This is a genomic window from Micromonospora sp. NPDC049900 (assembly GCF_044461025.1).
Classification (GTDB): domain Bacteria; phylum Actinomycetota; class Actinomycetes; order Mycobacteriales; family Micromonosporaceae; genus Micromonospora.
On record NZ_JBITKM010000014.1, the window covers coordinates 32,383 to 45,540 of the forward strand.

Genomic DNA, 13,158 nt, shown 5'->3' on the forward strand with positions numbered 1-13,158 from the left:
GCCGGTGGGGTCACGCGGCCGGCCGTGCCGGTTGCGCCCGCCCGGGCAGCAGGTGACCGGCGAGGGCGGCGAGATGGTCTGCGCTGGGGGTGTCGAAGCTGTCCAGCCAGAGTGCCCGGCGGTACCACCAGTGCAGCGGGTACTCCCAGGTCGCACCGAGCCCGCCGGTGACCTGGAGGGCGTCCTCGCAGGTGCGGACGGCGGCCCGGCGGGCCGCGACGACGGCTTCGGCGTACGCCCGGGCGGTCTCGTCCGGTGTCGCGTCGTCCGGCCCGGCGCCGACCAGCCAGCACGCCCGCAGGGCGAGCGAGGTGGCCAGTTCCAGCGCCACGTAGCCGTCGGCCAGCCGGTGCGCCACCGCCTGGTAGGCCCCGATGGGTCGGCCGAACTGCACCCGGTCCAGGGCGTGTCGGCGGGCCAGGTCCAGGGCCCGGCGGGCGACGCCGACGGCCTCGCAGGCCAGCAGCGTGCCGCCGTGCCGGCGCGCGTCGGCCAGCACCCGCTCGGCGTGCCCCGGCCCGACCAGCATCTCGGCCGGGGTGTCGACGAGGTCCAGCCGGGCGGCGCCACGCAGCCGGTCCAGGGCGGGCTGCGGTGCGACGGTGAGCCCGTCGGCCGCGGAGTCCACCAGGAACAGGGCCGGTCCGGTGTCGGTGTCGGCGGCGATCACCAGCGCGGTGGCCGCCGCCGCCTCGGTGACCAGGCCGCGTCGGCCGGTCATCCGCCAGGTGCCGGCGCGCTGCTCGGCGCGGGTGCCCTGGCCGGTGTCCGGGTCGTCCTGCCAGGCCAGGGTGAGCGGGCCGGTCGGCAGCTCACGCCCGGCCGCCGCCAGGACCGGATGGGCCAGGCCGACCGTGCTCCACCAGCCGGTGGCGGCCAGCGCGTACCCGGCCTCCTGGGCCAGCAGGCCCTTCTCCACCATCGGCAGCTCCGGGTCGCACCAGCCCTGCCGGCGCAGGTGCGACCAGGTGTCCGGGTCGGCGTCACCCGTCTCGGCGAGCGCGGCGACCCGCTCGGTCGGGTACCGGTCGGCGAGCAGCCGGGCGGCGGCCGACGCCAGGTCCCGCTGGTCGTCGGTCAGGGCGAAGTCCATGGTCATCCTCTCCGGGTCACCGGGTGCGGGGCAGGCCGAGCACGCGCTCGGCGATGATGCCGCGCAGGATCTCGGAGGTGCCGCCCTCGATCGAGTTGGCACGGCTGCGCAGCCGCAGGTGCTGCCAGTGGCCGGCGGCGTGACTGTCCGGGCCGTCGAGCGCCGCCGCCGGGCCGAGCAGACGCAGCGCGAACGCGGCCAGCCGCTGGTTGGTGACCGACCAGTGCAGCTTGAGCACCGAGCTCTCCGGGCCGGGCTTGCCGGTCCGCGCCAGGGTCGCCATCGTGCGGTGACCGGTCCAGCGCAGGGCCTGCAACTGCACGTGCAGCTCGGCCAGCTCGGCACGGACCGCCGGGTCGTCGGCCAGACCGAGGTCGCGTACGGTGCGCAGCAGCCGGTCGAACTCGACGGTCAGCCGGGCGGTGAGCGTGATGCCGAAGGTGCCGCGTTCGTGGGCGAGGGTGGTCATCGCGATCCGCCAGCCCTCGCCGACCGGCCCCAGCACGCAGTCGCGGGGCACCAGCACGTCGTCGAGCACGATCTGGTTGAAGTCGGCGTCGCCGGTGCTCTGCCGCAGCGGCAGCACCTGTACCCCTGGGCTGCGCATGTCGACCAGCAGACAGGTCAGGCCGGCGTGCGCGGTGGAGTCCGGCTGGGTGCGGGCCAGCAGCAGACACCAGTCGGCCTGGTGCGCGTAGGACGACCAGACCTTCTCGCCGGTGACCCGCCAACCGTCGGCGGTGGCCGTCGCCCGGGTCCGCACCGCGGCCAAGTCACTGCCCGCGTCCGGCTCGGAGAAACCCTGACAGAAGACGTACGCGCCGGACAGGATCGGTTCCAGGAAGCGGCTCTGCTGATCGGGGCTGCCGTGCGAGACGATGGTGGGTCCCACCATGCCCAGGCCGATCACGTTGCTGTGATCGGGTGCCTCGGCCAGCGCGCTCTCCTCGGCGTAGATGCCCTGGTAGGTCGGGGGCAGACCACGCCCGCCGTACGCGGCCGGCCAGGTCAGTCCGGTGTAGCCGGCCGCGTGCAACGCCTTGGTCCAGTCGCCGGGTGCGCCGCCGTCGCGGTGCCGGGGCACGTGTTCGGCCAGCCAGGCGCGCAGGTCACGGCGGAAGGCGGCCTCCGGCGGGGTGTCGCGCAGGTGCATCCCTCAGCCCTCCCGCGCGGTGACGGCGCGCGCCGGGTCGCGGTAGGTGCTCACCCCGGCGCCGAAGTACCGCTCGCGCAGCGTCGTCTCCGCCGGGTCGTACGCGGTGCGGAACAGACCCCGCCGTTGCAGCTCCGGCACCAGCAGGTCGCAGATGTCGTCGATGCCGTCCGAGGGCGGGCAGGGGATCAGGTTGAACCCGTCCACGTCGGCGACGGTCAGCCACTGCTCCATCCGGTCGGCGACCTGCTCGGGGGTGCCGAACAGGGTCACCGGGGCGTCCACCCGGGGGCGGCGGGGGCGCGACACCAGGTACTTCACGTCACCGACGGTCCAGGTGCGGTCCGGGCTGAGCTTGCGCAGGAAGCCGAGGAAGGAGTGGCTGGCCTGGCTGCGGATCTCGTCCACCGGGGTCTCGTCGGGGAAGGCGGCGAGGTCGATGTCCATCCACCCGCACCACTTGGCGAGCTGCCCCTCGCTGCTCCACAGCGTGTTGTACGCCTCGGCCTTCGCCTTCGCCTCGGCCCGGTCCCGCCCGATCATGACCATGCCGCCCTGCAACGCCTTGATCATGCCCGGGTCCCGGCCGTGCCGGGCCGCCGCCGCGCGCAGGGCGGCCACCGGCTCCGCGCCCGAGGCGGGGTCGGCCAGGGTCAGGAACGCCACCTCGGCGTGCCGGGCGGCGAACTCGATGCCCCGGGGCGAGGAACCGGCCTGGTAGAGCACCGGGGTGCGCTGCGGCGACGGCTCGCACTGGTGCGGACCCCGGACGGTGAACCAGCGGCCCTCGTGGTCGATCTGGCGGACCCGGTCGGGGTCGGTGAAGACATCGCGTTCGGCGTCGCGGACCACCGCGTCGGCGTCCCAACTGTCTTCCCACAGGGCCCGGGCGACCTGGACGTACTCGTCGGCCCGTTCGTAACGCTCGTCGTGGTCGAGGTACTCGCCGAGGCCGTTGGCGGTGGCCGAACGCAGGTAGGAGGTGACGATGTTCCAGCCGACCCGGCCACCGGTGAGGTGGTCCAGCGAGGAGAACAGCCGGGCGCACTCGTAGGGGGAGTGGTACGTGGTGGAGTAGGTGATCGCGAAGCCGAGGTGCCGGGTGGCCGCCGCCGCGGCCGACAGCAGCAGCGCCGGGTCGATCGAGGGGATCTGCACCGCGTGCCGCACCGCCGGTGCCCAGGAACCCCGGTAGACGTCGTAGACGCCGTGGATGTCGGCGAAGAACAGCGCGTCGACGCAGGCCGCCTCCAGTTGGCGGGCGCGGGAGATCCAGTACTCCAGCGACCGGTATCCGGTGGCCGTACGGTCGCCGGGGAGCCGCCACATGCCCTTGAACTGCGGTGACGGCGAGCACTGGGTGAACACGTTCAGATGCATGCCCGGTTCCTCACATCCGTTCCGGCCCGGTACGGGCAGCGCGCTGCCAGGTGACGACACGCTACCGGTTTCCGGCGACAACACGCCACACCCAAGATACAAGTGAAGCATCTATGATGCGTCATGTGCCTAAACTCAACGGCAGGAACCACGTCAACCTGACCGTCCGCGACCTGGATCGCAGCACCGAGTGGTACTGCCGGGTCATGGACTTCACGCCGGTACGCGACGCGACGCCGGCCGAGTCCGGGTTCACCTTCCGGACGTTGGTGCACCGGGGATCGCTCTCCTCGATCGTGCTCGGCCAGGCCGTCGAGCCCGATCCGGCCCCCTTCGACGAGCGCCGGGTGGGCCTGCACCACCTGGGCTACCACGTGCCCGAGCTGGCCGACCTGGACCAGTGGGCCGCGCATCTGGACGGCGTCGGCGCGGAGCACTCCGGCGTCCGCGAGCTGTTCCTGGAGGCCGGTTACGGCATCTGGCTGCGCGACCCGGACAACATCTGGCTGGAGTTCTACTGGCTCAACGCCGACTACTTCATGGACCGGCTGCGCCAGCAACGCCGGGCCCAACGGGCGGCGCGGACGGCCGCCGACCGGCATTGACTGTCGGGTCTTGCCGAACACAACACACACTATGGATAGTGGGTGCGGACCGACGACTTGGAGAGCGACGTGGAAGAGACCCGGAACAGCGTCTACTGGCACGACACCGAGCCGGTCGAGGTCGGCGAGCCCCTCGACGGTGACGCGAGCTGCGACATCTGCATCGTCGGCGCCGGCTACACCGGCCTGTGGGCGGCGCACTTCCTCGCCGAGGCCGAGCCCTCGGCCGACATCAAGGTGCTGGAGGCGCAGGCGGTGGGCGGCGGCGCGTCCAGCGCCAACGGCGGCTTCGTCGGGCTGACCGCGGGCAAGGTGCTGCGCCGGTTGCTCTGGTACTACGGCCGGGAGAAGGCCGCCGGTGTCTACCGCAGCGGCGCCCGGTCGATCATCGACATCGGGCGGTTCTGCCGCCAGTACGGCATCGACGCCGACTTCGCGATGAACGGCGTGCTCCAGGTGGTCACCGACCGCAAGCAGTTGGCCCGACTCGAACTCCAGGTCAAGCGCAGCGAGCGGACCGGCCTGCGGGGGTCGTTCAAGCTGCTGGACCGCGACGAGGCGCAGCAGCGCATCGGCTCCCCGCAGGTGCTCGGCGCGCTGCGCACCACCGGCGCGCTGGTCAACCCGCACCGGCTCGTGCAGGGCCTGGCCCGCGTCGTGCGCGAGCAGGGCGTGGACATCCACGAGCGGACCCCGGTCACCGAGGTCCGCAGGGTCGGCGGACGGTACCGGGTGACCACCCCCACCGGCACGATCACCGCCAACGAGGTCGTCCTGGCGACCAACGCCTGGCAGCACAGCTTCGCCCAGACCCACACCAAGGTCATGCCGGTGTGGAACTACCTGATGGTGACCGAACCGTTGACCGACGCCCAGCTCTCCCGGGTCGCCTGGCCGGGCCGGGAGGGGGTCAGCAACTCGCTGTCCTTCGCCCACGCCGCCCGGCTCACCGCCGACAACCGGGTGGTCTGGTCCGGCGGTCGCTGGTACTACTACGACCAGCGGGACACGGACCGATCCCACCTGCGCAACGACGCCGCCCACGCCGCCCTGCGGGAGTCCTTCGCCCGCTTCTTCCCGGCCTGGCGGGACGTCCGGTTCAGTCACGCCTTCGGCGGCCCGATCGGCTGGAGTCGCACCTTCATCCCGCAGTTCGGCCGCACCGACGACGGCCTGGTCTACGGGCACGGCTACACCGGCAACGGGATCGCGCCCAGCCACACCGGCGGCAAGATCCTGCGGGATCTGGTGCTGCGGCGCGACACCGAGTACACCGACCTGGCGTACGTAACCGTCAACCAGCCGAAGTTCGCCAAGGGCGCGATGGGCGACAAGGGCGCGCACCTGTTCATCTGGCGGCAGGAGACCGGGGACCGGCTGCCGCTGATGCTGCCGCACCCGGCCGCGTTGGCGCCCCGGTCGTTCTTCGCCGGCCGCGCCGCGCGCCGGGCGGCCGGCGCCAGCCGCTGACCCGTCGCACCGCGCAGCGGCCCGGCCCGACGACCGGGAACCACAGCGAGCAGGCGGCCCGGCCGGTCACCACCGGCCGGGCCGCTGCTCAGCTTGGGTCGGTGGTCTCGAACACCCGGCTCTGCCCGACCGCGAGGTCCCAGAGGGCGTCGACCGGTCGGCCCGACTCGGCCCACGCCTTGCGTGCCAGCTCGACCGGGGCCAGCACCGGCTCGGCGGAGAGCGCGAACGTGCCCCAGTGGATGGTGAGCATCCGCTCCGCACCCAGGTCGACGCAGGCGCGGACCGCCTCGGCCGGGTCCATGTGCAGCGGCTTCATGAACCAGCGCGGCCGGAACGCGCCGACCGGCAGCAGGGCCACGTCGATGCCGGGGAAGCGCGCGCCGATCTCGGCGAAGGCCGGACCGTACGCCGAGTCGCCGGCGAAGAAGACCCGGTGGGTCGGGGCGTCCTCCGAGGTCATCAGCCACCCGCCCCAGAGGCTCTGGCAGGTGTCGAACAGACCGCGTCGGCTCCAGTGGTGCGCCGGGGTGAAGTCGAACCGTACGCCGCCGACGACGGTCGACTCCCACCAGTCCAGCTCGACCACCCGGCGGAAACCCCGCGTCTGGAACCACCAGGCCAGCCCGGCCGGCACCAGCACCGGAGTGTCCCGGGGCAACCGGCGCACGGTCGGCTCGTCGAGGTGGTCGAAGTGGTTGTGGCTGATCACCACCGCGTCGATCGGCGGCAGCGACTCCCAGCGCACCCCGGGCGGGGTGTACCGACGCGGCGTACCCGGGATCTTGTCGGCGAAGACCGGGTCGGTCAGCACCGTCCGGCCGCCGAGCTGCACCAGGCAGGTGGCGTGCCCGATCCAGGTGACCGCCGTCTGTCCGGCACCGACCCGGGGCACCGCCTCGTCCACCACCGGCACTCGGCCGCCGGTCGCGCCGACCGGGCGGGTGCCGCGCTCCCGCATCAGCCGCAGCACCGCCGCCGGGCCGGGCACCGGGTGCGTGAGCCGGTCGGTGAAACCTCCGGGCCAGGTACGCCCCCGGGGCGCCCCGGTGAGCCGGGCGAGAGCGCGGTGCACGGCACGTGGTCGGTACACGGGTTCCTCCTCGGGTAGTGCGGGAGTCGGCACCGGCTGCCGGGCCGGGGCCCGGTGGTGTCACCCCCGCCGGTGCGCGGTGAGCAGCAGGTAGCCCAGGCAGGACTCGGCGACCGCCTGGAGGTCCAGGACCGCGTCGCCGAGCTGGCGCAGCACGCGGGGCCCGTACGTGCCGGCGAGGCGCTCGCGCTCGCGCGTCACCGCCTCGCGGGTGGCCTGGTGGGAGCGGCGTACGTGGGCCCCGGCGTCGACGGCGTCGACCACCTCGAAGCCGGCCGCGCGGACCAGCTCGACGTAGTCCGGGGCGGTCGGCGGTGTCGACATCGGCATCGCCGACCAGATCCGCGCCTGCGCGTCGTCCATCGGCCGGACCAGGGTGAGTTCGGCGAGGACGAGCCGCCCGCCGGGGCGCAGCACCCGGTGCACCTGGCTCAGCGCGGCGGCCTTGCCCGGCACGTGCACCAGCACCTCCAGCGCCAGCGCCGCGTCGAACCACCGGTCCGGATACGGCAGGGCCGTGGCGTCGGCCCGGGTGAAGCGGACCCGGTCGGCCAGTCCCTCCTTCACCGCGAGTTCCTCGGCGCGCTCGACCTGACGGCCGGAGAGCGAGACCCCGCTGACCTCGGCGCCGGTCACCCGGGCCACGTGGCGGCTCGGGCCGCCCGTGCCGCAGCCGACGTCCAGGACGTGGTCGCCGGGCCCGACCGCGAGTCGACCGGCGAGTTCGTCGTTGAGCCGTGCCTGGGCCTGCGCGACGGTGGCCGGGTCGTGCTCGTCGGACCAGTAGCCGTAGTGCAGGTTGTCGCCGTAGACGGCGTCGAGGAACGGGCCCATCAGGTCGTAGAACAGTCCGACCCGTTCGGCACGTGTTTCTGGATCTTCGGTCACCTGCGACCTCCCCCGCGGATTGACGTTTCTCAGCATAGTGTCCGTCGTTTGCGGCAAACACAACACTGTCTTTATGTAGCTTCTAGGCCGCAGGTGGTGTCTTCGTTAGGCTGTGTGCAGAACCCACACCGACTGACGACGGAACGGACGGTGGACCGACTGATGAGCAACTCTGCCAAGGTGCTGGACCGCGCGGAGCGCATCGCCGAGGAGGTGCTGTTCCCGGCGGCGGAGAAGGTCGACGCCGCCGACACGGTCCCGGGCACCCACCTCGACCTGCTCGCCGCCGAGGGCTTCTACGGCCTGGCCGGACCGGCGCGGTTCAGCGAGATGGCCGCCGAGGAGACCGCCACCGCGGCCCGCGCCTTGGAGATCATCGCCAGCGGATGCCTCACCACGGCGTTCGTCTGGGCGCAACACCACAGTGCGGTGATGGCCGCGACGCACAGCCAGCGGCCGGGCATCTCCGACCGGTGGCTGGAACCGCTGTGCCAGGGCGAGCGGCGCGCCGGGCTGGCCATCCTCGCCGCGACCCGGCCGGGCCCCCCGGCGGTACGCGCCGAAGCGGTCGACGGCGGCTGGCTGCTGCACGGCACCGCGTCCTGGGTGACCGGGTGGGGTCTGGTCGACACGCTCTTCACCGCCGCCCGGGACGCCTCGGACACACTGGTCTGGTCGCTGCTGGACGCCGCCGAGAGCGACACGCTCAGCGTGACGCCGGTCGACATGGTCGCGGTGTCGGCGAGCCGCACCGTGCAGGTCACCTTCACCGGCCACTTCGTGCCGGAGGACCGGGTCACCGGCACCGTCCCGCACGAGGTCTACCTGCAACGCGACCCGGCGACCCTCCGGTTCAACGGGTCCCTGCCGCTGGGCGTGGCGACCCGCTGCGCCCGGCTGATCGGGCCGAGCCCGCTGGACGCGGCGATCGACGAGTGTCGGGCCACCCTCGACGCCGCCGGCCCGGCGGAGCTGCCCTCGGCCCGGGGCGCGGCCGCCGCCCTGGCCCTGCGCGCCGCCGGCCTGCTGGCCGTCACCACGGGTAGCGCGGCCGTGCTGCGGAACCGCCCGGCCGAGCGGCTGATGCGGGAGGCGTTGTTCCTGCTGGTCTTCGGCACCCGCCCGGCCATCCGCGCCGACCTGACCGACCGGCTGCACCGGAGCTGAGCCGAGGCGACCACACGCCCGGGATACGGATTCCGTACCCCGGGCGTCCGTCGGTCAGGACCCGGTCAACACGTCGGTCACGACGGCGGCGGTCGGCGACACCGCGTCCGGGTCGGTCACCGCGAAGTGGTCGCCGGGCACCTGCCGTCGGGTCGTCACGGCGCCGTCGGGCAGCCGCTCGCCCAGCGGCACCAGATAGCCGCCGGCCGCGCCGCCGAGCGCCCTCCGTGCCTCCAGCAGGTGCACGGTGAGGCCGGACGCCGCCGGGACCGGGTAGCGCACCAGCGCCCGGGTGTGCGCCGCGAAGACCTCGAACAGCCGCTCGACCGAGTCCAGGCCCAGCGACGCCAGCTCCGGACGGGCGGCGGCCACCTGCGGCCACGCCGCCCGCAACGCCTGCACCCCGGAGGCGTCCGGGTCCACCGAGGCGGGGTCGGACACCTCGCCCCGGGTCACGTCGGTCAGGAACGCCCGGACCAGGTCGACGGCGCCCGGCTCGGCGGTGGTGCCGGGCGGGCCGACCCACGGGTCGATCAGCACCGCCGTGCAGGTACGCCCCGCCTCGGTCACCTGCCGACCCACCTCGTACGCCAACACCGCGCCGAGCGACCAGCCGACCAGGCGTACCGGGGCGTCCGCCGGCAGCGCGGCGGTCAGCTCGTCCCGGTAGGCGCGGGCCAGTTCGGTGAGGGTCGGCGGCACGGTGGCCGTACCGTCCAACGCGGGCGACGCGATCCCCAGCACCGGCCAGCCGTGCGGCAGCCGCGCGACCAGCTCGCGGTAGCAGAGCAGGTCCCCGCCGACCGGGTGGATCAGCACGACCGGCGGGCCGTCGCCGGGGGCCAGCGACTGCACCGGCGAGGACCGGGCGGTGCCGTCCCGTTCGTCGAGCAGGCGGGCCAGCTCGGCGACGGTCCGGTGCTGGTAGAGCGCGGCCAGCGGGAGTCGGCTGCCGAACTCCCGCTCGACCCGGTTCATCAGTTGCGCCGCCTGCAACGAGCTGCCGCCGAGGGCGAAGAACGGATCGTCGACGCCGACCGTGGGCAGGTCGAGCAGCTCCGACCAGAGCGTGGCCAGTCGGCGCTGGGTGGCGGTGTGCGGGGCCCGGAACCGTCCGCCGTCCGGTGCCAGACCGGCTGCGGCGGCGACCAGGGCGGCCCGGTCCACCTTGCCGTTGCCGGTCAGCGGCAACGCCTCCCGCACCTCGATCACCGGCGGCACCAGGTACGCGGGCAGCGTCGCGCCGAGCGCCGCGCGGACCTCGTCGGCGAGGTCCGGCTTCGCCGCCTCGGCGGCCACGAAGGCGACCAGTGAGGCACCCCGCTCGCCCCGGCGGGCGACCACCACGGCGTCGGTCACCCCCGGCTGCGCGACCAGCGCCGCCTCGATCTCGCCCAGCTCCACCCGGAAACCGTTGATCTTCACCTGCGGGTCGTCGCGGCCGAGGAACTCGATCACCCCGTCCGGGCGGTACCGGCCCAGGTCGCCGGTGCGGTAGAGCCGCTCACCGGTGACCGGATGGGTGACGAACGCGGCGGCGGTCAGCTCCGGCGCGTGCAGGTAGCCGTCGGCCAGCCCCCGCCCGGCGATGTACAGGTCACCGGGCACCCAGTCGGGCCGGTGGGCGAGCCGGGCGTCCAGCACGTGGAAGCGCTGGTTCCGCAGCGGCCAGCCGTACGGGACGCTGGTCCACTCCGGGGGCACCCGGGCGGGGACGTCGAACCAGTTCGACCAGATCGACGCCTCGGTGGCTCCGCCGAGCGCCACGCAGCGGGCCCTCGGGGCGATCTCGGCCAGCTCGCGGCCGAGCGACAGCGGCACCCAGTCGCCGCTGACCATCGCCGTCCGCAGCGCCGTCGGGCGTTCGCGCTCCGCCGCGGCCCGGACGTAGTCGACGAACATCGCCAGGTAGGCCGGGACCGAGTTCCACACCGTCACGCCCGCCCGGACGGCCAGCTCGTGCAGGTGCACCACCTCGCGGGCCTGGCCCGGATCGGGGACGACCACGGCGCCGCCGACGGCCAGCAGGCCGAAGACGTCGTACACGGACAGGTCGAAGGTGAACTCCGAGACGGCCAGCACCCGGTCGGCGGCCCCGACACCGAAGCGCGTGTTCACGTCCACGATGGTGTTCGCCGCGCTCTGGTGCCGGATCATCACGCCCTTCGGCGTACCGGTGGTGCCGGAGGTGAAGATCACGTACGCCAGCGTCTCCGGCTCGTCGGCGACCGCGCTGTCGGGCAGGTCGCCCGGTGGCAGGTCGGACAACCGCCAGCGGACCGCGTCGGCGGGGGCACCGTCGAGATCGTCGTCGGTGTCGCCGAGTACCCCGGCCACGCCCGCCCCGGCGAGGATCTGCGCGCGGCGCGGCAGCGGCCACGACGGCGCCACCGGCACGTAGGCCGCGCCGGTCATCAGCACCCCGAGCAGCGCGGCGATCTGGCCCACCCCCCGGTCCGCGACGACCGCCACCAGGTCACCCGGGCCACGTCCGGCGACCCGCAGCGCGGCGGCCACCGCGCCCGCCCGTGCCCGCAGTTCCCGGTACGTCACGGTGCCGGTCGGGGTGACCACCGCCTCGGCGTCCGGGGTGCGGCGGGCCTGGGCCAGGAAGCCGCCGTGCAGGGTCTGTGCGGCCACCTCGGCGACGGTGTCGTTGACCTGTGCCCGGACCGCGAGCTGCCGTGCCGGGGTGAGCCGGTCGCCCCGCCCCGCCGACCAGGCCGCGTCGTCGCCGGCCAGGCCGACCAGCAGGGCCCGGTACGCGGCGAACATCTCGTCGACCATGCCGGGCGGGTAGAGCCCGTCGGCGGTGTCCCAACTGAACACCATCTCGCCGCTACGCATGAACACCTGGTGGTCGAAGGCGACCTGCGGGGTGCGGACCAGCGACTCGCGGCGCTGCCAGCCGAGCAGCTCCAGGAAGACCGGGTCGGTGTCGGAGCCGAGTCCGAGCATGCTGGTGAAGACCACCGGCATCCGGGCACCGGAGACCGTCCCGGAGCGGCGGTTCAGCTCCCGGATCACCGACACCCCGCTGAACGCGCCCTGTGCCATGTCGCGCAGCATCCGGCCGCGAAGCGCGGCGGCGTCGGCGGCGAAGTCGCTCTCCTGACCGGCCGGCGAGCACTCCAGCAGCAGAGTGCTGGCGAAGCTGCCGATCAGCCGGGACACGTCGGGGTGCAGGTTCAGGCGCTCGCCGTACATGATGTTGACGGTGAACCGGTCCTGGCGGCTCCAGTGCCGCAGCACCCGGGCGAACGCGGCGGCCACCGCCATCGTCGGGGTGAGCCGACGGCGGCGCAGGGCTGCGGAGAACGCGTCGGTCACCGCGACCGGCAGCGTGAAGACGCGCCGGGCCAGCGGGCCGTCGTGCCGCCCGCCCCGGCGCAGCGGCAGCTCCGGCGCGCCGGGCAGGTCGTCGAGCCGGTCGGTCCAGTACCGGCGGGCCGCCGCGTACTCCGGGCCGTCCCGGCGCTCGTCCAGTTCCCGGCGGTACCGCTCGTAGGTGAAGTCCAGCGGCGCGAGGTCGCCACCGGCGAGCAGGGTACGCAGCTCCTGGGCGAAGACCTCGCCGGACTGGCCGTCGAAGACGATCAGCCGCCCGGCCATCTGCACCAGGTACTCGCCGTCGTCGCACCAGACGAGCATCCGGAACGCCGCCGGCCCGGTCAGCGGCGGCCCGTCGCCGGAGAGTTCCCGGCGACCGGCGGCCAGCAGTTCGGCCCGCCGGTGGGCGGGTTCACCGCGCAGCGACCGTACGGACAGCGGCGAGGGCGGATCGGGAAGGATCCGCACCTGCCCGTCCTCGCCGACCGCGCAGCGCAGCATGGGATGCCGGCGGACCAGGGCGTGCACGGCAGTGGCGAACGCGTCGGTGTCGAAGGGAGGTGCGGCGTACTCCTCGTAGAACAGCGCGGGACCGCCGAGCTGGAAGTCGCCCAGCTCGCCGATCAGGTACGCCTGTTGGAGGTCGCTGAGTCCGAACCCGGTTGCCGTGAGCTGGTCCATCGTGCTCCTCGCTGGGGTGGCCGGCGGTCAGCCGACCGTGAGCTGTTCCCGTACGGCCGCGAGCAGTTCCGCGGGCGTCGGGCGGTCGAAGACCTCGAACAGGGGCAGCGAGACACCGAACTCCTCGGCCACGTGGTGCACGAGGGCGGCGGCGGCCATCGAGTCGCCGTCGAGATCGGTGAAGAAGTCGGCGTCGTCGGTGACCGACTGCTGGAAGATGAACTCCCAGACCTTGCGCATTCTCTCCAGGTCGTCCATGCCAGGCTCCTCGTCGCTGGTCGGGGAAGCACCACTGGTC

At 73.7% G+C, this 13,158-nt stretch carries 10 protein-coding genes; 3 read left to right on the forward strand and 7 right to left on the reverse strand.

Going from position 1 to position 13,158, the window contains the following annotated elements; translation table 11 throughout:
- Positions 1–10: 10 nt before the first annotated feature.
- Genes ACIBMZ_RS24555 through ACIBMZ_RS24565 form a run of 3 tightly spaced genes read right to left on the reverse strand, consistent with a single transcriptional unit; the run spans position 11 to position 3,626 of the window.
- Complete coding sequence (locus tag ACIBMZ_RS24555) at positions 11–1,093, reverse strand: acyl-CoA dehydrogenase family protein (protein WP_396697573.1); 1,083 nt, start codon at positions 1,091–1,093, stop codon at positions 11–13.
- A 16-nt stretch (positions 1,094–1,109) separates the two neighbouring features.
- Positions 1,110–2,246, reverse strand: a complete 1,137-nt coding sequence (locus ACIBMZ_RS24560) for an acyl-CoA dehydrogenase family protein (protein WP_396697575.1) — start codon at positions 2,244–2,246, stop codon at positions 1,110–1,112.
- A gap of 3 nt (positions 2,247–2,249) precedes the next feature.
- On the reverse strand, positions 2,250–3,626 hold the full coding sequence (locus tag ACIBMZ_RS24565) for an NtaA/DmoA family FMN-dependent monooxygenase (RefSeq protein ID WP_396697577.1): 1,377 nt from the start codon (positions 3,624–3,626) through the stop codon (positions 2,250–2,252).
- A 116-nt stretch (positions 3,627–3,742) separates the two neighbouring features.
- Between ACIBMZ_RS24565 and ACIBMZ_RS24570 the strand changes: the two genes are divergently transcribed.
- The gene (locus tag ACIBMZ_RS24570; RefSeq protein ID WP_396697579.1) at positions 3,743–4,231 is read left to right on the forward strand and encodes a VOC family protein; all 489 of its coding nucleotides are present in this window, start codon (positions 3,743–3,745) and stop codon (positions 4,229–4,231) included.
- Positions 4,232–4,273: 42 nt separating this feature from the next.
- The gene (locus tag ACIBMZ_RS24575; RefSeq protein WP_396697582.1) at positions 4,274–5,701 is read left to right on the forward strand and encodes an NAD(P)/FAD-dependent oxidoreductase; all 1,428 of its coding nucleotides are present in this window, start codon (positions 4,274–4,276) and stop codon (positions 5,699–5,701) included.
- Between the two features lie 88 nt (positions 5,702–5,789).
- Here the strand turns inward: ACIBMZ_RS24575 and ACIBMZ_RS24580 are convergent, their stop codons facing one another.
- Together ACIBMZ_RS24580 and ACIBMZ_RS24585 are read right to left on the reverse strand one after the other, a co-directional pair.
- Complete coding sequence (locus ACIBMZ_RS24580; RefSeq protein WP_396697584.1) at positions 5,790–6,794, reverse strand: MBL fold metallo-hydrolase; 1,005 nt, start codon at positions 6,792–6,794, stop codon at positions 5,790–5,792.
- A 60-nt stretch (positions 6,795–6,854) separates the two neighbouring features.
- Positions 6,855–7,682: an SAM-dependent methyltransferase gene (locus tag ACIBMZ_RS24585; RefSeq protein ID WP_396697586.1), complete on the reverse strand. Its 828-nt coding sequence runs from the start codon at positions 7,680–7,682 to the stop codon at positions 6,855–6,857.
- A 162-nt stretch (positions 7,683–7,844) separates the two neighbouring features.
- On the opposite strand from ACIBMZ_RS24585, the gene ACIBMZ_RS24590 reads away from it, so the two are divergent.
- Positions 7,845–8,849, forward strand: a complete 1,005-nt coding sequence (locus ACIBMZ_RS24590; protein ID WP_396697588.1) for an acyl-CoA dehydrogenase family protein — start codon at positions 7,845–7,847, stop codon at positions 8,847–8,849.
- Positions 8,850–8,903: 54 nt separating this feature from the next.
- Here the strand turns inward: ACIBMZ_RS24590 and ACIBMZ_RS24595 are convergent, their stop codons facing one another.
- Together ACIBMZ_RS24595 and ACIBMZ_RS24600 are read right to left on the reverse strand one after the other, a co-directional pair.
- Positions 8,904–12,860, reverse strand: coding sequence for an amino acid adenylation domain-containing protein (locus ACIBMZ_RS24595; RefSeq protein ID WP_396697590.1), 3,957 nt, complete (start codon positions 12,858–12,860; stop codon positions 8,904–8,906).
- 27 nt (positions 12,861–12,887) lie between these two features.
- Complete coding sequence (locus ACIBMZ_RS24600) at positions 12,888–13,118, reverse strand: acyl carrier protein (RefSeq protein ID WP_396697592.1); 231 nt, start codon at positions 13,116–13,118, stop codon at positions 12,888–12,890.
- Positions 13,119–13,158: the final 40 nt, after the last annotated feature.